Raw genomic sequence first — 24,382 nt, 5'->3', positions numbered from 1 at the left:
CAACCACTGCCCTCGCTCATCTGACCGTTTCAGTCCCCAGACAATCAACGGTTTAACCGGGGATGATACGCAGGGGTGACACTCATTGCCCCCACGCGTTTCTGACAGTGGATTTCCGGGTTGTCTGCTTGAAAGTGAATGTCATTGTATGGAATGCCGGGAGGGCTCCCTCCGGTAGTACCGAGGCACGCGTGAACCAGACCAAGCGGAAGGTGAAAGAGCAGTTCCATCTTTTTCTCTCCAACAAAGGGCTCAAGGGCACCCTGCAACGCAGCCTGATTCTCGATGCGTTCCTCGACCTTGACCGCTCCACCCATATCGACGAGTTGTACCTGATCTTGCGCGGCAAGCATCCCAATATAGGCCATGCCACCGTGTACCGTGCCCTGCGGCTTTTCGCCAGCGCCGGCATAGCCCGCGAAATCAACCTCGGAGACGGGTTGACCCGCTACGGGGTGGCCGGCGGCCGGCGGCACGATTACCTGGTCTGCAACGACTGCGGCACCGTCACCGAGTTCGAGAACGGTTCCATCGAGCGGTACCAGGCCGAAGTGGCCCGCTCCATGGGCTTCACGGTCCAGTCGCTGAAGATCGAGTTGCGCGGGGTCTGCAACCGCTGCATGGCCCAGGCGGGCCGACACTCTTAACGATTCACCACGGGTTCAATTACTGACAGGTGCCGTCATGGCGCCGGTGTCGCTCACACTGAAACTGTGAGTTCAAGGGAGAACTCTTTTTTTTCTCCAATGAGTGAAAATGGTTTTCAGTTTTGAAGCCCCCGGTCGATACGATGGAATAGTCATAAAAGACCAACTGATACAGCACATTTCTTATGGTTTGCGACCTTGAATGAGTCGGAGCCGCAACAGAGAGAAGAGGAGAGATCCATGTTCAAAGTGAAGAACAAAACCGTGTCCGGGATGTTCCTGCTGGGAAGTCTTTTACTTGCTTCAGGGACGGCGTTCGCTCTGCACCCCGACCTGGTGGTGCCTGAAAAGGTGGAGTGCAAAGTAAAGGCCTGCCAGGAGATCCTGCGCCTGGGCAACAAGTACCAGGTGGAGGGGCTCTTCTCCAAGGAATTTCAGGCGGGAAAGGCCGCGTGCAGCCGTATGGACGTGGCGCTGGCGGTGCATCTTCTCACCGAGAAAATGGCGGAAAAGGTGGTCAAGGAGGGGAACCAGGCGGTGGACAAGGAGGATCTCCTGCTCCTGAGCGACCTCAAGGAGGAGCTGCGCGCCGAGATGCTCCTGGTCGGCACCAGGACCTTCCAGTCGCGCAACGAGGACCTCGGCACCCGGTTTACCGCCCTCACCAGGAACATCGCCCTTTCCGGCGGGATGGTCGGCGTGCTGCAGGGCTCCATCGGCAACAAGCCCAAGGACTCCACCGACGTGGTGGGGCGCGCCGACCTGGTCTTCAACTTCAAGGTGGGTGAGAGCACCATCGCGGTGATCGACGTCGAAGCGACCGGCGGCGACGGCATCGACTCCAAGGTGGCCTCCTTCTCCGGGCTGAACGGCGTGGCCGGCTCCACCGGCGACCGGGTCCGTTTCCGGGAGGCGTGGCTCGAGCACTCCGCTCTCAACGACCGTCTCCTTTTCACCGCCGGCAAGGTGGATCTCTCCAATTACTTCGACAGCAACGCCGTTGCGGGCGACGAGAACAGCCAGTTCCTCTCCGGCGCCTTCGTGCATTCCGCGGTGCTTCCCTTCCCGGCCAACGGCCCGGGCGCCCGCATCCAGGCAAAACTGGCGGAGCCGCTCACCTTTGGCATCGGTTACGGCAGCGGCGACGCCGACAGCGCGGACAGCTCGGACAGCGCCGACATCTTCGACCACGGCTTCGGCATCGCCGAACTGGACTACAGGCACAAGGCGGGTGACCTGGAAGGAAACTACCGGGTCTACGCGGCCTTCGACGGCGCCCCCGCGGACGGCGCCGGCAAACTGGTCGCCAAAAACGCCTACAGCGTGGGCGTAAGCTTCGACCAGCAGGTCACCGACAAGCTCACCCTCTTCGCACGTTACGGCCAGCGCGACAAGGACGTCTATGCGGCGACCCGCGCCTGGAGCGCCGGCGGCCACTACCAGGGGCTCATCGCGGGCCGCAAGGACGACGTGCTCGGCTTTGCCTTCGGCCAGGTGAAGGCGGCCCGGACCGTGGCCGACGCCCAGGAGAAACTTGCCGAGGTCTACTACCGCTACAAGGTGAGCGACCAGATCGAGATCTCGCCGGTGGCGCAGTACCTGGTCAACCCGGCCGGCATCGGCGCCAGCGACAACGTGGTCGCCCTCGCCCTGCGCGCCAAGATCAGCTTCTAGAGAAAGGGGAGGGGCACCTCCCTCACCCGCCCTTCGGGCACCCTCTCCCGGAGGGAGAGGGAACTAGCGGGAGATTCTCGCTAATCGGGTAAAGAAAAGGAAAAGGAGCAGCCATGATACCTCTGGGACTGTTAAGCGCGGGAGAAAACGGCGAGATCGTCGAGATCATGTTCGGCAGGGGGGCGGCCGCCGGCAGCCCGGACGCCGAACATGAAAAGACCATGGTCCGGATCGAGGAGATGGGGCTCCGGATCGGCAAACACGTGGAAATGCTGACCAACGGCGGCAACACCATCCTGCTCAGGGTGGACGAGTCGCGGATCGCGCTGGCCCGCCGCATGGCAATGAAAATCATGGTGAGGAGATAGGGTGATGAATCTGGCAAAGCTTAAACCGGGGCAGAAGGGGAAGATCATGTCGATCGGTTCCATCGGCCCGCTGAAGAGGCGGCTGATGGACATGGGAGTGTTGGTGGGCGAGGAGGTCAAGGTGCTCAAGGTGGCGCCTTTGGGCGACCCGATCGAGGTGAGCATCAAGAGCTACAACCTGTCGCTCAGGAAGAAGGAGGCGGAAGGCATCGCGGTGGAGGTGGCAGGATGAGCACGCAGCTGAAGCACAAGGAGGAGGAACTGGACGCCGAGCTGTCCGGTCACAGCGCCGCGGCGCGCACCATCACGGTGGCGGTGGCAGGTAACCCCAACTCCGGCAAGTCGACCCTGATCAACGCCATCGCCGGCACCCGCCTGCACGTCGGCAACTGGGCCGGGGTGACGGTGGAGAAAAAGGAGGCCCTCTTCGAGTTCGGCGGCAGGAAGATCCGGCTGGTCGACCTTCCCGGCACCTACTCGCTCTCCCCGTACTCCCAGGAAGAGATCGTGGCGCGCGACTACCTGGTCCACGAGCGCCCCGACCTGATCATCAACGTGGTCGACGCCACCAACCTGGAGCGCAACCTCTACCTCACCGTGCAGATCATGGAGCTGGGCATCCCGGTGGTGATGGCGCTCAACATCTACGACGAGGCCACTGAGAAGGGGTACCGCATCGATGCCAGGGCGATGGAAGAGATGCTGGGCATCGCCGTGGTGCCCACCTCGGCCACCAAGAAGACCGGTCTCGACGAGCTGCTGGCGACGGCGCTGCGGGTGGCCGACGCCCCGAAGCAGCGGGCCCCGAAAAAGCTCAACTACGGTGAAGACATCGAGGTTGCCTGCGACTACCTGGCCAAGTCCTTCCGCACCAGCTACCCGGCCCTGATCGACAACTACCCGCAGCGCTGGCTGCTCCTGAAGCTCATGGAGCAGGACGACCACGTCATGAAGGAGCTCGGGCTGGACAACCTCGACTTCCTGGACCAGGCGCTGCACCACCTGAGGAGGGCACACGGCGAGGACATCGAGTCCATCATGGCCGACGCCCGCTACTCGCTCGCCTCCGGGCTCACCCGCGAGGTGCTGCACAAGCCGGAACTGCGCCAGACCGAGCTGACCGAGAAGATCGACAAGCTCGTGCTGAACCGGTTCCTGGGCATCCCGATCTTCATGGCCGCCATGTGGCTTTTGTTCAAGCTCACCTTCGATCTTTCCGCCCCCTTTGGTGACTGGATCGGGGCCATGACCGAAGGACCGTTCAAGCGTTGGGCCTCCGCCATCCTGACGCCGCTGGGCGCGCCGGACTGGACCGTCTCGCTGGTGAACGACGGCATCATCGCCGGCGTGGGCTCCGTGCTCGTCTTCGTGCCGGTTATCTTCGCCATGATGTTCTTCATCACCTTCCTGGAGGGGAGCGGCTACATGGCCCGCGCCGCCTTCGTCATGGACCGCACCATGCACTCCATCGGCCTGCACGGCAAGTCCTTCATCCCGATGCTGCTCGGTTTCGGCTGCAACGTGCCGGGCATCTACGCCACCCGTACCCTCGAGAACCCCAAGGACAAGGTGCTGACCGCGCTGCTCGTGCCGCTCATGTCCTGCGGAGCCAGGCTGCCGGTTTACGTGCTCTTCGTGGGTATTTTCTTCCCGAGTAACTCGAGCACCGTCATCTGGTCGCTCTACATCATGGGGATCCTGCTTGCCATCGGCATGGGGCTCATCTTCAAGAGGACCCTGTTCCGCGGCGAGGCGCCCATGTTCATCATGGAGCTCCCCCCCTACCGCATGCCGAGCCTGCACAGCCTGTGCGTGCACACCTGGGAGAAGGGGAAGCACTTCCTGTTCAAGGCGGGCACCTACATCTTCGCGGTCTCGGTCCTGGTCTGGTTCCTTTTGAACCTCCCGTGGGGCGTCGAGCATAAGCGCGACTCCTACCTCGGCCAGGCCGGCGCCGCCATAGCGCCCATCTTCCAGCCGGTTGGCTTCGGCACCTGGGAGGCCGCCTCCTCGCTCATCACCGGCGTCATCGCCAAGGAGATCGTGGTAGGCACCATGGGCGAGATCTACGCGCCCAAGAAAGACGAGAAGAAGGAAGTCCCGACGCTGCAGGAGGACCTGAAGGAAGTGGCCACCTCGTTCGGAGAGGCCTGCGTCAAGGCTGTGAAGACGCTGCTCTATCTCCCCCAGGCCGAGGAGCAGGAGGAAGATAGGGCGGGCCTGAAAGCTGCCATCGGCGGCTCATTCACGCCTTTGAGCGCCTATGCCTTCATGGCTTTCGTGCTCCTCTACATGCCGTGCGTGGTCGCCATTGCGGCCATGAGACAGGAATTCGGTACCTGGAAATGGGCCGGCGTAGGGTTGCTGTACCAGACCGCGCTGGCGTGGGGTGCGGCACTCATCATCTACCAGGGGGGACGTCTCCTGGGGCTGGGAGGTTGAAAATGGGAGTTGCCGATGTGATCATTGCCGGCGCCATCGTGGCCGGAGCGTGCTACATCCTGTACGCTACCTTGTGGAAGAAGAAGGGGTGCTGCGGCTGCGAAGGTGGGAGCTGCTGCAAGAAGTAGAGGTGTGCAACGACAAGGGCCGGGGGAAGATCCCCCGGCCCTTTTGCGTAGTCGGCGTGCCCGTTCAGGCGTAGACCGAGAAGCCCTCCGGCGGGTTCACGGCGGCGGCCTGCTGGGCCAGGATATTGGCCATCTGCATCTGGGCATTGGCCGCGTTCTTCATCAACTCCATGGCGGCCGACTCCCGGGCAAGAGCGGCGGCGCCTGCTACCTGCATGGTTGCTATGGTGGTTACATCCATAACGTGTCCTCCTGACCCCCTTTACCTCGGGCGTTGCTCCTCTTTTCGGCACCTGAGGTGCAACTCTTGAGAACAATTTCGCCGGCCCTTATTGTTCGACCATGCTTTCCTTGAGTCTCGTTTCCACCAGGATCTCGCTGGTGAGGGTGCGGTGCACCGGGCACTTCTCGGCGATCTCCAGGAGCTTTTGCCTCTGCTCCTGGTCCAGTTCCCCGATCAGTTCCAACTCCCGGACGAACTTGTCGATGCGCCGGTCCTGGGACTCGCAGTCGCGGCAGTCCTCGGCGTGGATCTTGTGATGGGATAGCCGCACCAGCGCGTCGACGAGCGGCCACCCCTTGCGCCGGGCGTACATCTGCACCGTCATCGAGGTGCAGGCCGCGAGCCCTGCCATGACGAACTCGTAAGGGGAAGGGCCCTCGTTGCTGCCGCCGTAGCTGACGGGCTCGTCGGCGGTGAGGCTGAAGCCGTTGGCGAAGATCTCGGTGCGGAAGCCTTCGGGCCCGGTGCGGGCGGTGACCCTGTTGTCGGCGGCCAGAAACTGCCGCTGCGCCATGGGCTGCGCCTCGGCGCCATCGAGATAGCGTGTGGCCCACGAGGCGATGACCTCGCCGGCGTAGCGCGAGTCCGCCGCCTCCGACATGAGGTGGTCGGCGCTCCCCAGCGAGACGAAGCTTTTGGGCTGGTGGGCGGCCTGGAAGATCTGGGTGGCGTTGTCGATCTTCACGATGGTGTCTGCCGGCGAATGCAGCACCAGGAGCGCCCCCTGCAGGTTCGCCAGCGTCTCGGCGGGGCGCTGCGCTTCCAGGTCGTCGAGGAGGCTTTTCCTGATGGTGAAGTTGCTGCCGCCCAGGTTCACCGTCGCCTCCCCCTGCCGTTCCGCCTGTTCGGCCGATTTTCCCAACAGGCGGCGCAGGTGGGATGGGCTGTAGGGAGCCGCGATGGTGGCCACCGCCGTCGCCGAAGGTAGTGCACCGGCGGCAACCAGCACGGCCGAGCCCCCCAGGGAGTGTCCCACCAGAAGCCGCGGCGCCTCGTACTCGCGCTCCAGGAAGCGCGCCGCCGCCACCAGGTCGCTTACCTGCGACGAGAAGGTGGTGTCGGCGAAGTCTCCTTCGCTCTCGCCCAGCCCCGTGAAGTCGAAGCGGAGCACGGCGATGCGCCGGCTGCTCATGGCCCGCGTGATGTTGACGGCGGCCTTGATGTTCTTGGAGCAGGTGAAGCAGTGGGCGAAGATGGCGTAGGCGACCGGGCGCTCGTCGTCGGGAAGCTCCAGACGCGCCGCCAGCTTCATGCCGCTTGCGTTGGTAAAGGTGATCTTCCTGGTGTTCATGGCGCACTCCTCGACGGGACATCCTGCCCGGCGCGCATACCTTTGTCTACTGAAGACTCGAAAAGGATAATAGCGGGCTGTATCAAGTCAATGTGGTGTAATAAAAAAATTTAACAGAATGGGTTTTTATTGTGATTGTGCATCTCTGAAGTTGGAATAATGGGATTTAAATCACAACACGGTAACGCTTTACCTCTTTTCTCTTTAAAGAGAATGAGTTATAAACATAACCTCCATTCTTGTATTGTAATGCGATGCTAATCGGGAGTCGAATGATGTTTGCCACGTGGTCGATCAAGAAGAGAGTAATCGTTTCCGTTGTCGCTTTGTGTGTCGCCAGCATCGCCATCCTGGGGGTGTTCGCCTACCAGTACCAGATGTACCAGATGCGGGAGGGACTGAAGGACGAAGCCGCCAACAGCGGCCGCCTCTTCGAGGCGCTCCTGAAAGGTGACGCCGAAGGGTTGGCCCGCGCCCATGCCGGCCTGGACAAGCTCGACGCGATATTAGCCCCCTTTGCCGCCGGCAACAAGGACGCGCTCCTTGCCGCCGCCAAACCCATCTTCAGCGAGATCAAGCAGAACAACAACATAACCCACATGTATTTCATCCAGCCTGACGGCAAGGTGCTGCTGCGGGCGCACAAGCCGGAGCAGGATGGCGACATCCTGAAGCGGGAAACCTTCCTGAAGGCCCAGGCCACCAAACAGATGACCTGGGGGCTGGAGATGGGCAAGAACTTCTTTTCGCTGCGCTGCGTGAAGCCGGTCAGCTACCGGGGCAACGCGCTGGGGTACCTGGAAGTGGCCGAGGAGATCGACCACGTCTTCCAGCAGATGAAGCAGATCACCGGCAGCGACGTCGCCCTTTTTCTCACCGAGGATTACCTGAAGAGCAAGTCCACCGAGGTGAAGAGCGAGCTGGTGCATTCCTTCCGCATTCTCAACCCCACCAACAAGGCGGTGGCGATAGGGGTCGCAGCGAAGGTCGGTAACGAGATGACCGAGGGGGTCAAGGAACCCAGCATCGCCATCGTCTCCTTCAACGGGGGCAAGTACCTGGTCGGCATCAGCCCGGTCCGGGACGCCTCCGGCGGCACCGCGGGGCTCCTGTTCTCCCACAAGGAGATCAGCCCGCTGTTCGTAACCATGTGGAAAGGGGTGGCCGCCCAGATTGCGATCTTCATCACCATCGTGCTGGCCTCCCTTGCCATCCTGTACCTGTCGCTCAAGCCGAGCCTCGATCTCTTCACCACCCTCAAGGAGCACATCGTGGCGGTCACCTCGACCTGGGATCTCAATCGTCGGCTCGAGGTGGAGACCCAGGATGAGATCGGTGCCATGGCAACCGAGTTCAATGCCATGACCGACAAGCTCGCCGTGATGGTGCGGCAGGTGAGCCACTCCAGCAACGAACTGGGTGCGGTGTCCGAGAACCTGATGCAGGTTTCGGGCACGGTGGTGTGGGCCGCCGAGCAGCAGTCCACCTCCGTTCACGAGGCTTCCAGCGCCATGACCCAGATCACCACCTCGATCAAGGGGGTGGCGCATGCGGTGGAAGGGCTGTCTCAGTCGGCGTCCGAGAGCTCTTCGTCGGTGCTGGAAATGGCCTCCAGCATCGAAGAGGTGGCGCTCAACGCCGAGGCGCTGGCGCAGCAGGTGGACGAGGTAGGTTCGGCCATCATCGAGATGGCGGCCTCCATCAAGCAGGTCGGTCGCAACGCGGACCTGCTCCTCGAAGAGGCCAGCATCAACTCCTCCTCCATCGTCGAGATGGACAGCTCGATCAAAGAGGTGGAAAAGAACGCGCTCAACACGGTGCAGATCTCGGAAGCGGTCAAGCAGGACGCCGAGATCGGCAAGAGCGCGGTCGAGTCCACCATCCTCGGCATCAGCGCCATCAAGGCCTCCTCGCGCATCACCTCGGAGGTCATCGCGACCCTTTCCCAGCGCGCCGGCGACATCGGCACCATCCTCTCGGTCATCGACGACGTGGCCGAGCAGACCAACCTGCTGGCGCTCAACGCGGCCATCATCGCGGCGCAGGCCGGCGAGCACGGCAAGGGCTTCGCGGTCGTGGCGGGCGAGATCAAGCAGCTCGCCGAGCGCACCAGCGCATCCACCAGGAAGATCTCCGACGTCATCAACGGCGTCCTGGAGGAAACCGACCGCGCGGTCGGCGCCATCCGGCAGGCGGAACAGAACATTGCCCAGGGGGAGGAGCTCTCCCGCAAGTCCGGGGAGGCGCTGGAGAAGATCGTGGCCGGCGTGCAGCAGGCGACCGAGCAGGTCAACGGCATCGCCCGGGCCACCGCCGAGCAGGCGCGCGGCAGCCTGATGATCAGGGAGACCACCGACAAGGTGACCACCATGGTGCGCCAGATAGCGATCTCCACCCGCGAGCAGGGGGAGGGGAGCAGCCTGGTGCTGAACGCGGTGGAAAAGATGAAGATGCTCACCGACCAGGTGAAGAGTTCGACCCGCGAGCAGAGCAACGTCGGCGGTTTCATCGCCAAGTCCACCGAGAACATCACCGAGATGATCCGCCGCATCCAGAGGGCGTGCGACGAGCAGAGCAGGGGCGCCGACCAGGTGCTGCCGGCCGTGGAGAGCATCAAGTCCGCCACCGAGAGCAACCTGGGCGCGGTCAAGGTGCTCGGCGAAAGCACCTCGGCGCTGGCCGGCCAGATCGGCGTCCTGCAGAACGAGATCGACCGCTTCGACGTCTCGTCCGCCAAGGACTGACCCCACCACCAACGCATGCCCCCCTGCCGCTGGAGGGGACTGGCTCCGCCAGGTGCCTGTCCCCTTACTGCTGGGGAAGTTGGCTGAGCTGAAAAAGCGTTCCGCCAAAGGGACTGGCACCTGACGGAGCCAGTCCCTTCTGCTGCTCCCCATCCTCCTGATCCCGCCTGCTTGATCTCTTCCACCCCGCACCCATCGTAAAACCCGGTATAATTCCTGTCGTTGTTTTTTACGTTCCGCTGGCCTCGGCACAAAAAGGGCGGCTCGTATGTCCGAAAACGATGGCACCTTCACCGTGATGACCTACAACGTGCACCGGCTGACCGGCAACGACCGGCACACCTCGGCCGCGCGCATCGCACAGGTCATCGACACCTACCAGCCCGACATCGTGGCGCTCCAGGAGCTCCCCGGCGCGCGCTTTCGTCCCGAGATCGGGGGCGCCTGCCAGGACCTGGCCCATGAACTGGCACTGCTCTCCAGAAGGGACGTGCACTACAGCCTGGAACGGGAGCGGTGGGGCAAGGTGGTCTTCAGCCGGTTCCCGATGCGGCTGGTCCGGGCCGGGGGGCTGCACCCTGAGAACCGCTACCGGACCATGGTGCCGCGGGGCGTGATCTGGGTGGAGATCGACGTGTACGGACAGAAGCTGCAGTTGGTGAACACCCACCTGGGACTCACCCCGCAGGAGCGCAACTACCAGGCCAAGGTCCTGACCGGCCCGGAGTGGCTCGCGCACCCCGACTGCCGCCCCCCGCTGGTGCTGTGCGGCGACTTCAACGCCCTCCCCAGCTGGAGCATCCACAAGCGCCTGAGAAACGCGCTGCAGGACGAGCAGGAGCGGCTCAAGTTCGGGCACACCCAGTTCACCTTCCCGAGCAACATGCCCATCGTCCGCTTCGACCACATCTTCATTTCGCCCGACCTCGCGGTCGAGAGCGAACTGATCCCGCGCACCAAGCTGACCCAGGTCGCCTCGGACCACCTGCCGCTGATCGTGAAGCTGCGCCTGGCAAGCCGGGAGGAGCCGTGACCGTCAGTGAAACAGCAGCGAATAATGCCAAAAGACCTAAAGTCGAGGAGCCGGTACGCCGAAGAGAGGGAAGGATCAAACACATGCCCCTGAGCGGGGAAACGGAGAGATGCTATGAGCGAATACACGGAGATGCCGGACGATATGGAAGTGCAGGAAGTTATCATCGAGCGCGTGCTGCAGAACACGGGCTCTTTGCTGGAAATCTGCCTGGTGAAGCACGGCCGCCAGTACGAGGCGGCGATCTTCGTGGAAGGGAAATACAAGCCCGGGCCGCCGCTGCCGCGCCCGCTGGAGTCCCCCTCCGGCAGCTTCAGTCACTGGATGGGGGTGCGTCCCAAGGTGGGGCTTTCCCAGGAGGAGGCGGACCAGATCTTCTACGAGGTGAACGGCCTGAACGCCCTGCACCGGATCCAGATGAAGGACGACTGGGGCCATCTGCTGGACACCGTCTAGAGAGAAGGGACTGGCTCCGATAGGTGCCTGTCCCTCTAGCGGAACGCTCCATTGCGCTCTGCCATCTTCACCAGCACAAAGGGGACAGGCACCTGACGGAGCCAGTCCCCCTCAGGCACAAGGGGACAGGCACCTGACGGAGCCAGTCCCCCTCAGGCACAAGGGGACAGGCACCTGACGGAGCCAGTCCCCCTCAGGCAAAGGGGACAGGCACCTGACGGAGCCAGTCTCCCTCAAGCCCCAAGCGCCACAATAGCAAAAGGGCCGCCCCCATCGAGGGGGCGGCCCTTTTGCGTCTACGTTTTCAGGTTCTGTCTCAGGTTCTCTCTCCCTCCGGGCCTTCGCCCACCGTAGGGCTTCGGTCCGCAGGCGGGAGAGGGTGCCCGCAGGGCGGGTGAGGGAGATGGCACCAGCAGCATGTTGCCCATGGCGACGCCCTCACCCCTGCCCCTCTCCCAAAGGGTGAGGGGAAAAGCGACTTACATTTCGACCCGGGTGAGTACCCCCTGCAGCTTGCTGGCGGGGAGTTGGTTGAACTGGACGAAGTTCGGGCTCAGCTTCTTGATGGCGTTGAACACCTTCCAGATCGGGTTGTTGGTGGTGATGTCCTCGACGCCGTAGAAGATGACCTTCTCGTGGATGTTGTTCTTTTTGAGCAGCGTCTCGATGTCGATCACCTCCATGTAGCCGGCGAAGATCTCGAAGGAGTCCAGTCCCGTGCCCCGGTTCTCGGTCAGCTTGTAGGAGACGCCGAAGGGCTCGTCGGTCCTGATGATGGAGATGAAGACGTTGCGCTCGTAGATGATGTTGCTGCGGATGATGCAGTGCACCACGTACGGCGGCACCACCGCCCACTCGCGGGTGAAGAACAGGCCGATGCCGGGGATGGTGCGGTTCTTCGCGTAGATCTGCTCGTAGGACATGAGGAAGGTCTCCACGTCCAGCGGCTTGAGGGCCCGGTACAGGGCGCGCTGCCCCTTGGTCCAGAGCAGGATGGTCAAAAACGGCACCGAGGCGAGGATCAGCGACCAGTAGCCGCCGTGCGGCAGCTTGTTCAGGTTGGCGATCAGGAAGACGAAGTCGACCACGGTGACGGCGACCGCGATGGGGACCTTCCACTTCTTGGTGGTGTTGGCGAAGATCATGGTCATCATCATCCCGGTGATGGCCATGCTGCCGGTGACGGCGAGGCCGTAGGCCGCCGCCAGGTTCTCCGACTTCTTGAACAGCAGCATGATGAAGAGGACCAGCACCATCAGGGTCCAGTTCACCGAGCCGATGTAGATCTGGGACTTCAGGTGGCTCGAGGTGTAGTCCACCTTCATGAGCGGCATGATCCTGGTGGTGATCCCCTGGTAGATGATGGAGAACACGCCGCTGATCAGGGCCTGCGAGGCGATCACCGTGGCCAGGATGGTGAGCAGCAGGAAGGGGATGTACAGGTATGGGGCCTGCCCGTGGATCATGGCGAACAGGGTGTTCTTCTCGTGCTGGTGCTCCAGCAGGAAGGCGCCCTGGCCCAGGTAGTTGATCACCAGGGCGACGAAGACGAAATACCAGGCCCGTACGATCGGCTTTCTCCCCAGGTGTCCCATGTCGGCGTAGAGCGCCTCGCCCCCGGTGGCGCACAGGATGACCTCGGAGAGGACGAAGAAGCCGGACATGCCGTTGTCCAGGAAGAACTTGATGGCGTACCAGGGGGAGATGGACTTGAGCACCTCGGGATGCCCCGCGATGGCGATCAACCCGGAGACGGTGAGCGCCGAGAACCAGAGCACCATCAGGGGGCCGAAGGCGCCGGCGACCTTGTCGGTTCCCTTGGACTGGAAGATGAAGAGGATGATGGCGATGGTGGCGGCGATGGCGATGACGCCGGCCTCGGAGAGGTTCGCCGTGACCGGTATCAGTTCCAGGCCCTCGACCGCGGAGAGTATGGAAATGGCGGGGGTGATGACGCCGTCGCCCAAAAGCAGGGAGACCCCGATGAAGGAGAGCATGCCGATGAACCCCATGGCGCGCCCTCCCTTGAGCAGGCGGACCAGGATCTCCTTCAGGACGATGGTGCCCCCTTCCCCTTTTCTGCCGAGGCTCATAGCGAGCCAGGCGTACTCGACGGTGACCAGGACGAACAGGGTCCACACGATCAGCGACAGGATGCCGTAGATGTTGTCGGGGGTCGGTTTGGTGAGGGCGAAGATGACGGAAAGGGTATAGATGGGGCTCGTACCGATGTCGCCGAAAACAAGGCCCATCGATTTCACTACTCCGCCCCAGTATGATTGTTCGTGTTTCTGCATGGAGCACGCCTCCGGTAGGTAACAGCGCGCAACTTATAGCACCGCTCTGCGCGGCTGACAAGAAAAACCGCGCAACGTACCGGAGTATCTACATTTCCACCCGGGTCACCACGCCCTGCAGCTTGGCGGCGGGAAGCTTGTTGAACTGCACGAAGTTCGGGGTGACCTTCTTGATCAGGTCGAACAGTCTCCAGACCGGGTTCCTGGTCTCGATGTCCTCCACGCCGTAGAAGATGACCTTCTCCTGGATCCCGTTTTCCTTGAGCTGTTTCTCTATGTCCAGCACCTCCATGTACCCCGCGCTGATCTGGAAGAACTCCAGCCCGGTCCCCACGTCCTTCTTGTGGCGTGCGATGTTGCCGAAGGGTTCGTCGGTGCGCACGATGGAGATGAGCACGTTCCTCTCGTAGATGATGTTCGAGCGGATCATGCAGTGCACGATGTAGGGGGGGATGACGTCGAGCGCCTTGATGAAGAAGAGTGCGGTGCCCGGGATGTTCTTGGCCTTGGCGTAGATCTGCTCGTAGGAGAGCAGGAAGATGTCGAGGTCGAGCGGGCGCAGGGCGCGGTAGAGGTGGCGCTGGCCGTGGGTCCAGACCTGGATGGTGATGAAGGGGATCGAGGCCAGGATGATGGACCAGTAGGCGCCGTGCACGAACTTGGGGAAGGTCGAGGTGAAGTAGATCACGTCGATGGCGGCGATGACGCAGACCACCGGCACCTTCCACTTCTTGGTGGTGCGCGAGAAGACCATGATCATCATGATGGCGGTGATGGTCATGGAGCCGGTGACCGCCATGCCGTAGGCGGCGGCCAGGTTGCCCGACTTCTGGAAGAAGAACATGACGAAGATGACCGCGCACATGAGGGTCCAGTTGACGGCGCCGATGTAGATCTGCGACTGCATGTGGGTCGAGGTGTAGTCGACCTTGAACAGCGGCATGAGGCGCGTGGTGATCCCCTGGTAGACGATGGAGAACACGCCGCTGATGATGGACTGGGACGCGATGATGGTGGCGAAGATGGTGAGGATCAGGAACGGGATGTACAACAGCGACGACTCGCTCTGGATCATGGAGAACAGGATGTTCTTGCTGTCCGGGTGCTGCAGCAGGTACGCGCCCTGGCCCAGGTAGTTCATGTAGAGCGCTGCGAACACGAAGTACCAGGCGCGCACGATCGGTTTCTTGCCCAGGTGTCCCATGTCGGCGTAGAGGGCCTCGCCGCCGGTGGCGCACAGGATGACCTCGGAAAGGACGAAGTAGCCGGCGACGCCGTTTTCGCGGAAGAAGTTGAAGGCGTGCATCGGGTTGATGGCACCGACGATCTCCGGCGTGCCGGAAACGGAGACCAGTCCGGAGACGAAGAGCGCGCCGAAGTACAGGATCATGATCGGCCCGAAGATGCCGGTGATCTTGTCCGTGCCGCGCGACTGGAAGAAGAAGAGGGTGAGGGCGATCAGCGCGGCTATGCCGACCAGCACACCCTGTGGCGTCGTCTCGAGTCCCGGGATGAGCAGCAGGCCCTCGACTGCGGAGAGTATCGAGATGGCGGGAGTGATGACGCCGTCACCCAAAAGGAGCGAGACGCCCAGGAAGGAGAGAAAGCCCGCGAAGGCGAGCACGCGCCCCTGCCGGAAGAGCTTGATGATGATCTCCCGGAGCACGATCTCGCCCCCCTGGCCCTTCTTGCCCAGGCTCATGGCGAGCCAGGCGTACTCCGCGGTGACCAGGATGGTCATGGTCCAGAACACCAGGCACAGGATGCCGTACACGTTGGACAGGGTGGGCTTGGTCAGGGTGAAGACGACGGTGAGGGTATAGATGGGGCTCGTGCCGATGTCGCCGAACACGAGGCCGAGCGCTTTGACGATGCCGCCCCAGTAGGAAAGCTCGGATTTTTGGCTCATAAAACTCCAGCGTAACAAGAGAAGACTGTCATAGTGCGTCAGAAGCCGGTGCACTGACGGCGCAAGCGAACTTATACACCATTGCCGTTGGATTTGTCACCTCCCGTTCGAAAAAGCCTACCCGGCGGCCGGCGCCGGCTATCCCGTAAGGGGCGGAAATCCTTGTTTGCGCTTGACATTCCTCCCTATTGCTTGTAGCTTAAGTCGTTTCTCTCATGGCTTAAACTGACAGTGCGGAGGCCGCTTACATGGATTACAAGGACACACTCAATCTCCCGATCACCAACTTCCCGATGAAGGGAAATCTTCCCCAGCGCGAGCCCGAGATGCTCAAGCAGTGGGCCGAGGTTGACATACACAACAAGATCGAGGAGGCCGGCAAAGGCAAGCCGCGTTACGTGCTGCACGACGGCCCTCCCTACGCCAACGGTCACATCCATATCGGTCACGCGCTGAACAAGATCCTCAAGGACATCGTGCTGAAGAGCAAGCGTATGGAAGGCTTCGCCGCTCCCTACGTCCCGGGGTGGGACTGCCACGGCCTCCCCATCGAACTGCAGGTGGAGAAGAACCTCGGTTCCAAGAAGCACGAGATCTCCAAGCTGGAGATGCGCAAGCTCTGCCGCGAGTACGCCGCCAAGTTCGTCGGCATCCAGCGCGCCGAGTTCGAGCGCCTGGGCATTTTCGGCGACTGGAACGAGCCCTACCTGACCATGAACGCGAGCTACGAAGGGGCTACCGCCCGCGAACTGGCCACGTTCGCCGAGAACGGCGGCCTGTACAAGGGGAAGAAGCCGGTACACTGGTGCTCCTCCTGCGGCACGGCGCTGGCCGAGGCCGAGGTCGAGTACGCCGACCACAAGTCCCCCTCCGTGTTCGTGAAGTTCCCGCTGAAAGAGGACCTGGGCGGCGCGGTGCCTGAGCTTGCCGGCAAGAAGCCGTCCATGGTGATCTGGACCACCACCCCGTGGACCCTGCCGGCGAACCTCGCCATCGCCCTGCACCCGGAGCTCGACTACGTGGCGCTCGCCCTCAACAGCGGCGACGTGGTCATCGTGGCCGACGGCCTCAAGGAGAGCTTCCTCAAGGAGATCGGCGCCGAGGGGACCGTGCTGGCCAAGTTCCCCTCCAAGCTGCTGGAGAAGAAGTTGGCCCGGCACCCGTTCTACGACCAGGATTCCATCATCCTCCTGGGCGAGCACGTCACCCTGGAAGCCGGTACCGGCTGCGTCCACACCGCGCCCGGCCACGGCCAGGAAGACTACGAGCTGGGCCTGGCTGAAGGCCTCGACATCTACAACCCGGTCGACAACCGCGGCCGCTTCTACGAGAACATCGAGTTCTTCGGCGGCCAGTTCGTCTTCGACGCCAACAAGAACGTGATCGAGAAGCTGACCGAGGTCGGCGCGCTTTTGGGTTCCAAGGAGATCTCGCACTCCTACCCGCACTGCTGGCGCTGCAAGAAGCCGGTCATCTTCCGCGCCACCGAACAGTGGTTCATCTCCATGGAGAAGAACGACCTGCGCGGCAAGGCGCTCACCGAGATCAACAACGTCAACTGGATCCCGAAGTGGGGGCGTGAGCGCATCTACGGCATGATCGAGAACCGCCCCGACTGGTGCGTTTCCCGCCAGCGTTCCTGGGGCGTGCCCATCGCCGCCTTCTACTGCAAGAGCTGCGGCCATGTCATGGCCGACGGCAAGATCATGCACCAGGTCGCCGACCTCTTCGCCGAGCACACCTCCGACATCTGGTACGACTGGGATGCCGCCAAGTTCCTGCCGGAAGGGACCACCTGCCCCTCCTGCGGCAAGAACGAGTTCGAGAAGGAAGGGGACATCCTCGACGTCTGGTTCGACTCCGGCACCTCGCACGCCGCCGTGCTCGAACTGCGCGACAACCTCGGCTCGCCGGCCGACATGTACCTGGAAGGGAGCGACCAGCACCGTGGCTGGTTCCACTCCTCGCTTTTGGCCAGCGTCGGCACCCGCGGCCGCGCTCCCTACAAGAACGTGCTCACCCACGGCTTCGTCATGGACGGCGCCGGGAGGAAGATGAGCAAGTCCGTGGGCAACGTGGTGGCGCCCGAAGACGTCATCAAGAAGTTCGGCGCCGACGTGCTGCGCCTGTGGGTCGCCGCACAGGACTACCGCGACGACCTGCGCATCTCCCAGGAGATCCTGACCCGGCTCTCCGAGAGCTACCGCCGCATCAGGAACACCTGCCGCTACATCCTGGGCAACATCCACGACTTCAACCCGGACACCGATTGCGTCCCGTTCGAGCAGATGCCGGAGTTGGACCGCTGGGCCATGCACCAACTGGAGCTCTTGAAGGAGAAGGTGCTCGCCTCCTACACCGACAGCGAGTTCCACATCCTCTACCACGCCGTGAACGGCTTCTGCACCGTCGAGATGAGCGCCTTCTACCTCGACATCCTCAAGGACCGCGTCTACACCTCGAAGAAGGATTCGCTGGCGAGAAGAAGCGGGCAGACCGTGATGTACAGGGTGCTCGACGCCCTGGTGCGCATGGTGGCGCCGGTACTCTCCTTTACCGCCGAGGAAGTCTGGGCCGAGATGCCGGGCACCCGCGAGAGCAGCGTGCACCTGGCGCTCTTCCCGGCGCTCACCCCGGAGGTCAAGGACGAGGCGCTGGCCGTGCGCTGGGAGAAGATCATCAAGATCCGCTCCGAGGTCTCCAAGGCGCTCGAACTGGCCCGTGTCAAGAAGGTGATCGGGCACTCGCTCGACGCCGCCGTCGCCATCAAGGCGTCCGGCGAGACCGAAGCGCTCCTCAAGGAGTACGCGGATCAACTGGCCGAGATCTTCATCGTTTCCAAGGCGGAGCTTGCCGGTGCAGTCTCCGGCGAGGTGTACGTTGCGGAAGGGGTGGAAGGGCTCGAGGTGGGTGTCAGCGCGGCCCCCGGCGACAAGTGCGAGCGCTGCTGGTGCTACAGCGAGCAGCTGGGCGAAGACGCCGGGCACCCGGGCATCTGCCCGAAATGCCTCGCGGCGGTGAAATAAGAAGGAATTACCTAATTCGGAACGTCCATACCCTCTCCCCCCGGGCCTACGCCCACCGCAGGGCTTCGGCCCGCAGGCGGGAGAGGGTGCCCGTAGGGCGGGTGAGGGCGGTGCCACCGCCAATACCCTCACCCTAGCCCTCTCCCGGAGGGAGAGGGGACCTTGGGGCCAACTTCTAAAGGATGCTATGAAACCAAAATACTCGATCCTCGCGGCGGTTTCGGCGCTGGTGCTGGTGCTGGACCAGTGGAGCAAGCTCTATATCGACAAGAGCATGACCCTGCACAGTTCCTATCCCGTCATCGAGGGATTCTTCAACATCACCTATCTGCGCAACAAGGGAGCCGCCTTCGGCATCCTGGCCTCTTCGAGCTACCGGCTTCCCTTCTTCCTGCTGGTTTCGAGCATCGCGGTGATCGTGATCTTGGTGGCGGTCAGCAAGATGCGGGACGACCAGACCTGGAACGTCGCCTCGCTGTCCTTGATCTTTTCCGGCGCGCTGGGCAACATGATCGACCGCGTCCGCCTGGGCGAGGTCATCGACTTCCTGGACGTGCACTGGAAAGGACACCACTGGCCCGCCTTCAACATCGCCGACTCCGCCATCTGCGTCGGTGTCTTCATCCTGGCGGTGGACATGCTGCTCGAGGAGCGCAGGGAGAAGAAGAACCCGCCCACCCCGGACGCGCACTGACCGTTTCCTTTGCTAAAAGGGGACAGGCTCCGTCAGGTGCCTGTCCCCTTTGTTTTTGGTGAAGCTGGCTGAGCTGAAAGAAGCGTTCCGCCAAAGGGACAGGCACCTGACGGAGCCTGTCCCTTCTCCTCATCTAGCCGTTCTCCTCCAACAACCTCGCAAACAACTCCCTGATCTCGTTGGGCAGGCGGCGCGCCTTCATCTCCGGGCTGACGCAGGCCAGGGTCACCTTGGCCTCCACCAGCAGCTTGTCGTCTTCCTTTCTGACCACCTGCTGCGCGACGGTGAAGGAACTGTTCTTCAGCGTCGCAATCTGGGTGCGCACCACCAGTAGGTCGTCCAGCCGGGCCGGTGCGCGGAAGTTGGCGTCGATGTGGACCACGGGGAAGATGATGCCCATGTCGTGCATCTCGCGCACGGAGAGCCCGTGCGTCCTCAGGAATTCCGTCCTGGCCCTTTCCATGTAGCTTATGTAGTTGGAGTGGTACACCACCCCGCCTGCGTCGGTGTCTTCGTAGTAAATCCGTACTTCCAATGCAAACCTCCAAAAAACATCATTTACAGGGATAAAAGGGATAAAAGGGATAAAGGGGATAAAGGGGATAAAGGCCTTTAAGGCATAAAGGACTTTGGTCTCAAACCAAAAGATTGGTTTTAGATCTTATCCCCTGTATCCCCTTTATCCCTGTTAACCGCCTTTGGTGTTTTCCTCCCCCAGTATCCTGCCGTACACCTCGCGCACCGCCTCGGTGACCCGCTCGTAATCGGCCATGAGCGCCTGCCCGGGGTTCTTCAGCATCGGGTCATAGCCGAGCCTCCGGGCCAGCTTGTTCAGGTACTTGAGCGGGCCGCCCAGGTCGTTCATAGAATAGTCGTGGATGATCCTGAGACGGTTCTCCAGGCGGCGCAGGAAACGGTACCCCTCGGCCAGCGACTGGCAATCGGGTTCGGAAACGATGCCGAGCATGCGCATGGCGTCGAGCGCTTCCAGCGAGTTGGAGCTGCGGATCTCGCGGTGCTCGCAGCCGTATTTCAACTGCAGGAACTGGATGATGAACTCGACGTCGACCATGCCGCCGCGGCCGGTCTTGATGTTGTAGCTGCCGGTCGATTCCTTGGCGAGCTCGTTCTCCATGCGCATCCTGAGCCGGTGGATCTCCTTGCGTACCGAGTCGTCGGCGCTGGAGCCGTACACGGTCTGCTCGATGACCTGTTCCACCTTTTCCTTCAGCCGCGCATCGCCGTAGGTGACACGCGCCTTGGTGAGCGCCTGGCGCTCCCAGATCTGGGCTTCGGTGGCATGGTAGGCCTGGAAGGATTCGAGGGACGTGACCAGCGGCCCGGCGTTGCCGGAGGGGCGCAGCCGGGTGTCGATCTTGTAGGCGTAGCCCTCGCGGGTCTGGGTGGTCAGCACCAGGATGATCTTCTGCCCAAGCTTGGCGAAGTACTCGCGGTTGGTGATGCTCTTCTCGCCGTCGGTGAAGCCCTGCCCGTCGTAGATGTAGATGACGTCGAGGTCGGAGTGGTAGTTCAGTTCGAAGCCGCCCAGCTTGCCCATGGCCACGATGGCGAAGGCCGCCTCGTGCCTGGTACCGTCCTCCTCGACCACCATGGGACGGCCGAAACGGGCCAGTTCCCCGGTCGCTATGCAGCAGGCCGTGGCGAGGGTGACGTCGGCGAGGTCGGTCAACTGCTGCGCCACCTCGGGTTGCTTCATCTTGCCGTAGATGTCGTTCATGCCGATGCGCAGGAACTCTTCGTGGCGGTAGCTGCGCATCGCATCCAACTGTTCTTCCAGACCGTCGGCCTGGGTGATGAAATCGTCCAGTTCCTTGGCCATGGCGGCGCGTTCTTTTTGCAGGTAGGCGTAGCCGCGCGTGGTCATGCTGTCCAACAGTTCCGGGTGGCCGATGAAGATCTTGGAGAGGAACTCGGACATGCCGAACATGGAGGTCAGGAGCTTCAGGATGTCGCGGTTCTCGGCCAAAAGGGCGTAGATGGAGGAACGGGTCCTCTGCGAGGAGAGGAAGCGTTCCAGGTTGGTCAGCGCCAGGTCGGGGTCGGGGCTGTGGAAGACCTCCTGCAGAAACAGCGGGGCGATCTTCTCCAGGGTGCGCCGCCCCTGTTCGGTCAGGTTCACCTTGGCCGGGCCGTCGCGCAGCACCAGGAGGTTCTGGTAGGCGGCGTCGGGGTGCTCGAAGTGGCGCTCTTCGAGCATGTCCTTGATCAGGTCCGGGTCGGCGTTGTGGTCGAAGAAGAAGTGCACCTCGGGGAGCACCTCCTCCTTGATCTTCTCGTCGCGGGAGAGGAAGAGGTCGCCGTAGATGGCGGAGACGGCGCGCCGGTGCCCTTCCAGGGTCTCCCGGAAGCGCTCAAGCCCGTCCTTTCTGAGGTAGCCGCAGCGCCTGGCCAGCGCGTGCAGTTCCTCGTCCTTGCGGGGCAGGGCGTGCGTCTGCCGCTCCTGCACCACCTGGATGCGGTGCTCCACGGTGCGCAGGAAGCGGTAGGCGTCGGAGAGGGCGGTGCAGTCGGCTTCCTTGATGATGCGGGCCTGATGCAGCGTCTGCAGGGCTTTGAGGGAGTTGCGCTCGCGCAGTTGCGGGTTCTTGCCGGCGTAGACCAGCTGCAGCGCCTGGATGAAGAACTCGATCTCGCGGATGCCGCCACGCCCGAGCTTGATGTTGATCTCTCCCTCCTGGTTCCTGGCCAGGGAGGCGTCGATCTTCTTCTTCATCGCCATCATGTCCTCGATCAGGTTGTAATCGAGGTAGCGGCGGTAGATGAACGGGGTCAGCGCGGCGAGGATCCGCTCACCAAGCTCGATGGAGCCCGCCACCGGGCGCGCCTTCATCATGGCGGCGCGCTCCCAGGACTGGCCCCACGCTTCGTAGTAGACCTCGGCGGAACGCATGGAACTGGCCAGGTCGCCGGCCTTGCCGTCGGGCCTGAGCCCCATGTCCACGCGGAACACGAAGCCGTCCTCGGTGACCTGGGAGATGGCGCGGCTCACCATTTCGCCGAGCTTCACGAAGAAGGCGTGCAATGAGAGCTTGGCCTTGAAGCCGCCGCGTCCGTCCGGGATGCCGGTACTCTCTCCCTTGTCGGAAGAGTAGAAGTAGATCAGGTCGATGTCGGAGGAGAAGTTCAATTCCCTGCCGCCGAACTTGCCCATGCCGATGATGGTGAATTCCGCCTGCACCGGGCCGTCGGGGCCCAGTTCCATCGGCGTGCCGTGCTCCTGCACCAATTGTGCGAAGGCTGACTCGTAGGCGACTTGCAGGGTGGCCGCGGCGAGCGAGGAAAGTTCGTCGGTGACCTCCTCCAGGGTGGCGAGGCCGTTGAGGTCGCGTGCGGCGATGCGCAGCATCTCGGCGTACTTGAAGCGGCGCAGGTGCGAGAAGAGATCGGCGTAGCTGGTCCCCTCCGGGATGCGGTCGCGCAGGGCCTGCAGCATCTCGTCTTCGCTGCGACGCTGCATGATTTCGCGCTCGATGAAGAGGCGCTGCAGGTAGGATGGATCGCGGCAGATGATGTTGGTCAGGAAGGGGGAGGAACCGCAGATGTTCATCAACTGGATGTTGAGCGCCCGGCGGGAGCAGATCTCCAGCAGGATTTCGCGCGGCACCACGGTGCTGATGCGCTCGAAGCCGTTCAGCGCCATGTCCGGAAGCGGGGTGCCCAGGGCGGCGAGCGCCAGTTCGACCAGGCGCTCGCCCGGCAGCAGTTCGGAGAGGAGCCTCAGGTTTTCGACTGTGCGCGCGCCGTAGCTGAAGCCGACCTGTTCCAACTGGTGGGACAGGTCCCCCTTGTCCGGCTCCGAGAGCGCGGAAAGCAGCAGCGCGGCCAGGTCGGCGATGCGGCTCATAGTCCGACCAGTGCCTTCAGCTCTCTCTCGTAGTCGCCGCGCACCACCCCTTTTTCCGTGATGATGCCGGTGATGTAGCGGGCGGGGGTGACGTCGAAGGCGGGATTGCGCACCTTGACACCTTCGGGCGCTATGGTGACCCCCTGTACCTTGGTGACCTCTTCGGAGCTGCGTTCCTCGATGGGGATCTGGTCGCCGTTGGCGAGTTTCAGGTCCAGGGTGGAGATCGGTGCGGCCACGTAGAAGGGAATGCGGTTTTCCTTGGCGAGGACCGCGACCGAGTAGGTGCCGATCTTGTTGGCGGTGTCGCCGTTGGCGGCGATGCGGTCGGCGCCGACCACGCAGAAGTCGATCTGCCCGCTCTTCATGAGCCAGCCGGCCATGTTGTCGGAGATGAGGGTGACCGGGATGGAGTCCTTCATCAGTTCCCAGGCGGTGAGGCGCGCGCCCTGGAGCCAGGGGCGGGTTTCGTCGGCGAAGACGCGGATGTTCTTGCCCGCCTCGTGCGCGCCGCGGATGACGCCGAGCGCCGTGCCGTAACCCGCGGTGGCCAAGCCCCCGGCGTTGCAGTGGGTGAGGATGGACGCGCCTTCCTTGACCAGTGCGGCGCCGTGGCGGCCGATTTCCTTGCAGATGGCCAGGTCCTCCGCCTCGACGCTGATCGCCTCGGCTTTCAGGATTTCACGGATGGAGTGGAGGTCGAGTTCCTTGTGCTGCAGCGCCACCCGTTTCATGCGCTCCAGACCCCAGAACAGGTTGACCGCGGTGGGGCGGGTACGGCCCAGCACGTCGCAGACGTTTTCGAGCTGGCGGTAGAAGGTGTCGAAGCTGTCAGCGATGATCTCGCGGGCGCCGAGGGCCACCCCCATGGCGGCGGCGATGCCGATGGCCGGGGCCCCGCGGACCACCATGCCGCGGATCGCCTCGGCGACCCCCTGGAAGTCCGTGTATTCGTTGTAGACCTCCTCGGCCGGGAGCCGGGTCTGGTCAATCATGATCACCTTGTTGTCGCGCCACTCTATGGTTCTGAAAGACATTTATTACCTCGAAAAAACAACACCATTGCACACGGATTTGACGGAAATGTGCGGATAAAGGCGGGTACTTCAAAAACGATTTTGAGTTAAACCAAAAACGATTGATTCTGCCTTTTCCGTTTTTTCCGTTCGATAACACCATCGCACACGGATTTGACGGAAATGTGCGGATAAAGGCGGGTACTTCAAAAACGATTTTGGGTTAAACCAAAAACGATTGATTCTGCCTTTTCCGTTTTTTCCGTTCGATAACACCGTCGCACACGGATTTGACGGAAATGTGCGGATAAAGGCGGGTACTTCAAAAACGATTTTGAGTTAAACCAAAAACGATTGATTCTGCCTTTTCCGTTTTTTCCGTTCGATAACACCATCGCACACGGATTTGACGGAAACGTGCGGATAAAGGCGGGTACTTCAAAAACGATTTTGGGTTAAACCAAAAACGATTGATTCTGCCTTTTCCGTTTTTTCCGTTCGATAACACC

19 protein-coding genes are annotated in these 24,382 nt (G+C 62.3%); 11 read left to right on the top strand and 8 right to left on the bottom strand.

Annotation, left to right across the window (positions count from 1 at the left end; genetic code table 11):
• Positions 1–191: 191 nt before the first annotated feature.
• The 6 genes from H7687_RS15960 to H7687_RS15935 all read left to right on the top strand — a co-directional run bounded on the left by H7687_RS15960 (position 192) and on the right by H7687_RS15935 (position 5,259).
• Positions 192–647, top strand: coding sequence for a Fur family transcriptional regulator (locus H7687_RS15960; protein ID WP_246404961.1), 456 nt, complete (start codon positions 192–194; stop codon positions 645–647).
• A gap of 240 nt (positions 648–887) precedes the next feature.
• Positions 888–2,321 carry a carbohydrate porin gene (locus tag H7687_RS15955; protein ID WP_183349187.1) on the top strand — a complete coding sequence of 478 codons (1,434 nt, stop codon included), beginning with the start codon at positions 888–890 and terminating at the stop codon, positions 2,319–2,321.
• A 113-nt stretch (positions 2,322–2,434) separates the two neighbouring features.
• A complete protein-coding gene (locus H7687_RS15950; RefSeq protein WP_183349185.1) occupies positions 2,435–2,689 on the top strand; it encodes a FeoA family protein in 255 nt (84 codons plus the stop codon).
• Positions 2,690–2,693: 4 nt separating this feature from the next.
• On the top strand, positions 2,694–2,921 hold the full coding sequence (locus H7687_RS15945; protein WP_183349183.1) for a FeoA family protein: 228 nt from the start codon (positions 2,694–2,696) through the stop codon (positions 2,919–2,921).
• Entirely contained in the window at positions 2,918–5,131 is a 2,214-nt protein-coding gene (feoB, locus tag H7687_RS15940; protein WP_183349181.1) for a ferrous iron transport protein B, read from the top strand. Before H7687_RS15945 ends, feoB begins: the two co-directional genes overlap by 4 nt.
• Positions 5,132–5,133: 2 nt before the next feature.
• A complete protein-coding gene (locus H7687_RS15935; RefSeq protein ID WP_183349179.1) occupies positions 5,134–5,259 on the top strand; it encodes a FeoB-associated Cys-rich membrane protein in 126 nt (41 codons plus the stop codon).
• A gap of 64 nt (positions 5,260–5,323) precedes the next feature.
• On the opposite strand, the gene H7687_RS15930 is transcribed toward H7687_RS15935, so the two are convergent.
• Positions 5,324–5,500, bottom strand: coding sequence for a hypothetical protein (locus H7687_RS15930; protein ID WP_183349177.1), 177 nt, complete (start codon positions 5,498–5,500; stop codon positions 5,324–5,326).
• Positions 5,501–5,588: 88 nt separating this feature from the next.
• Entirely contained in the window at positions 5,589–6,833 is a 1,245-nt protein-coding gene (locus tag H7687_RS15925) for a bifunctional alpha/beta hydrolase/OsmC family protein (RefSeq protein WP_183349175.1), read from the bottom strand.
• A gap of 275 nt (positions 6,834–7,108) precedes the next feature.
• Here H7687_RS15925 and H7687_RS15920 point away from each other — a divergent pair, with 275 nt between their 5' ends.
• The 3 genes from H7687_RS15920 (at position 7,109) to H7687_RS15910 (ending at position 11,066) form a co-directional block, all read left to right on the top strand.
• Complete coding sequence (locus H7687_RS15920; RefSeq protein WP_183349374.1) at positions 7,109–9,577, top strand: methyl-accepting chemotaxis protein; 2,469 nt, start codon at positions 7,109–7,111, stop codon at positions 9,575–9,577.
• A 268-nt stretch (positions 9,578–9,845) separates the two neighbouring features.
• The gene (locus H7687_RS15915) at positions 9,846–10,610 is read left to right on the top strand and encodes an endonuclease/exonuclease/phosphatase family protein (protein WP_183349173.1); all 765 of its coding nucleotides are present in this window, start codon (positions 9,846–9,848) and stop codon (positions 10,608–10,610) included.
• A gap of 114 nt (positions 10,611–10,724) precedes the next feature.
• Positions 10,725–11,066: a hypothetical protein gene (locus tag H7687_RS15910; protein ID WP_183349171.1), complete on the top strand. Its 342-nt coding sequence runs from the start codon at positions 10,725–10,727 to the stop codon at positions 11,064–11,066.
• A 479-nt stretch (positions 11,067–11,545) separates the two neighbouring features.
• On the opposite strand, the gene H7687_RS15905 is transcribed toward H7687_RS15910, so the two are convergent.
• A complete protein-coding gene (locus H7687_RS15905; protein ID WP_183349169.1) occupies positions 11,546–13,363 on the bottom strand; it encodes a KUP/HAK/KT family potassium transporter in 1,818 nt (605 codons plus the stop codon).
• 88 nt (positions 13,364–13,451) lie between these two features.
• The gene (locus H7687_RS15900) at positions 13,452–15,272 is read right to left on the bottom strand and encodes a KUP/HAK/KT family potassium transporter (protein WP_183349167.1); all 1,821 of its coding nucleotides are present in this window, start codon (positions 15,270–15,272) and stop codon (positions 13,452–13,454) included.
• Positions 15,273–15,520: 248 nt separating this feature from the next.
• On the opposite strand from H7687_RS15900, the gene ileS reads away from it, so the two are divergent.
• Together ileS and lspA are read left to right on the top strand one after the other, a co-directional pair.
• Positions 15,521–18,298 (top strand): isoleucine--tRNA ligase, encoded by a 2,778-nt coding sequence (gene ileS, locus H7687_RS15895; RefSeq protein ID WP_183349165.1) that lies wholly within the window; start codon positions 15,521–15,523, stop codon positions 18,296–18,298.
• A gap of 187 nt (positions 18,299–18,485) precedes the next feature.
• Positions 18,486–18,992 carry a signal peptidase II gene (gene lspA / locus H7687_RS15890; protein ID WP_183349163.1) on the top strand — a complete coding sequence of 169 codons (507 nt, stop codon included), beginning with the start codon at positions 18,486–18,488 and terminating at the stop codon, positions 18,990–18,992.
• Positions 18,993–19,125: 133 nt separating this feature from the next.
• On the opposite strand, the gene ybgC is transcribed toward lspA, so the two are convergent.
• The 4 genes from ybgC to H7687_RS21840 form a co-directional block, all read right to left on the bottom strand.
• Positions 19,126–19,527: a tol-pal system-associated acyl-CoA thioesterase gene (gene ybgC / locus H7687_RS15885; RefSeq protein ID WP_183349161.1), complete on the bottom strand. Its 402-nt coding sequence runs from the start codon at positions 19,525–19,527 to the stop codon at positions 19,126–19,128.
• A 153-nt stretch (positions 19,528–19,680) separates the two neighbouring features.
• Positions 19,681–22,857 carry a bifunctional [glutamate--ammonia ligase]-adenylyl-L-tyrosine phosphorylase/[glutamate--ammonia-ligase] adenylyltransferase gene (glnE, locus tag H7687_RS15880; RefSeq protein WP_183349159.1) on the bottom strand — a complete coding sequence of 1,059 codons (3,177 nt, stop codon included), beginning with the start codon at positions 22,855–22,857 and terminating at the stop codon, positions 19,681–19,683.
• Entirely contained in the window at positions 22,854–23,894 is a 1,041-nt protein-coding gene (mtnA, locus tag H7687_RS15875; protein ID WP_183349157.1) for an S-methyl-5-thioribose-1-phosphate isomerase, read from the bottom strand. The genes glnE and mtnA overlap by 4 nt, the downstream gene beginning before the upstream one ends.
• 301 nt (positions 23,895–24,195) lie before the next feature.
• On the bottom strand, positions 24,196–24,382 hold a 187-nt coding region (locus H7687_RS21840), incomplete at its 5' end, for a hypothetical protein (RefSeq protein WP_209005531.1).

This window comes from Geomonas paludis, from assembly GCF_014193585.1.
Taxonomy (GTDB): domain Bacteria; phylum Desulfobacterota; class Desulfuromonadia; order Geobacterales; family Geobacteraceae; genus Geomonas; species Geomonas paludis.
Note: the sequence above shows the minus strand (reverse complement) of the source record. Positions and strands in the feature narration are given on the sequence as shown.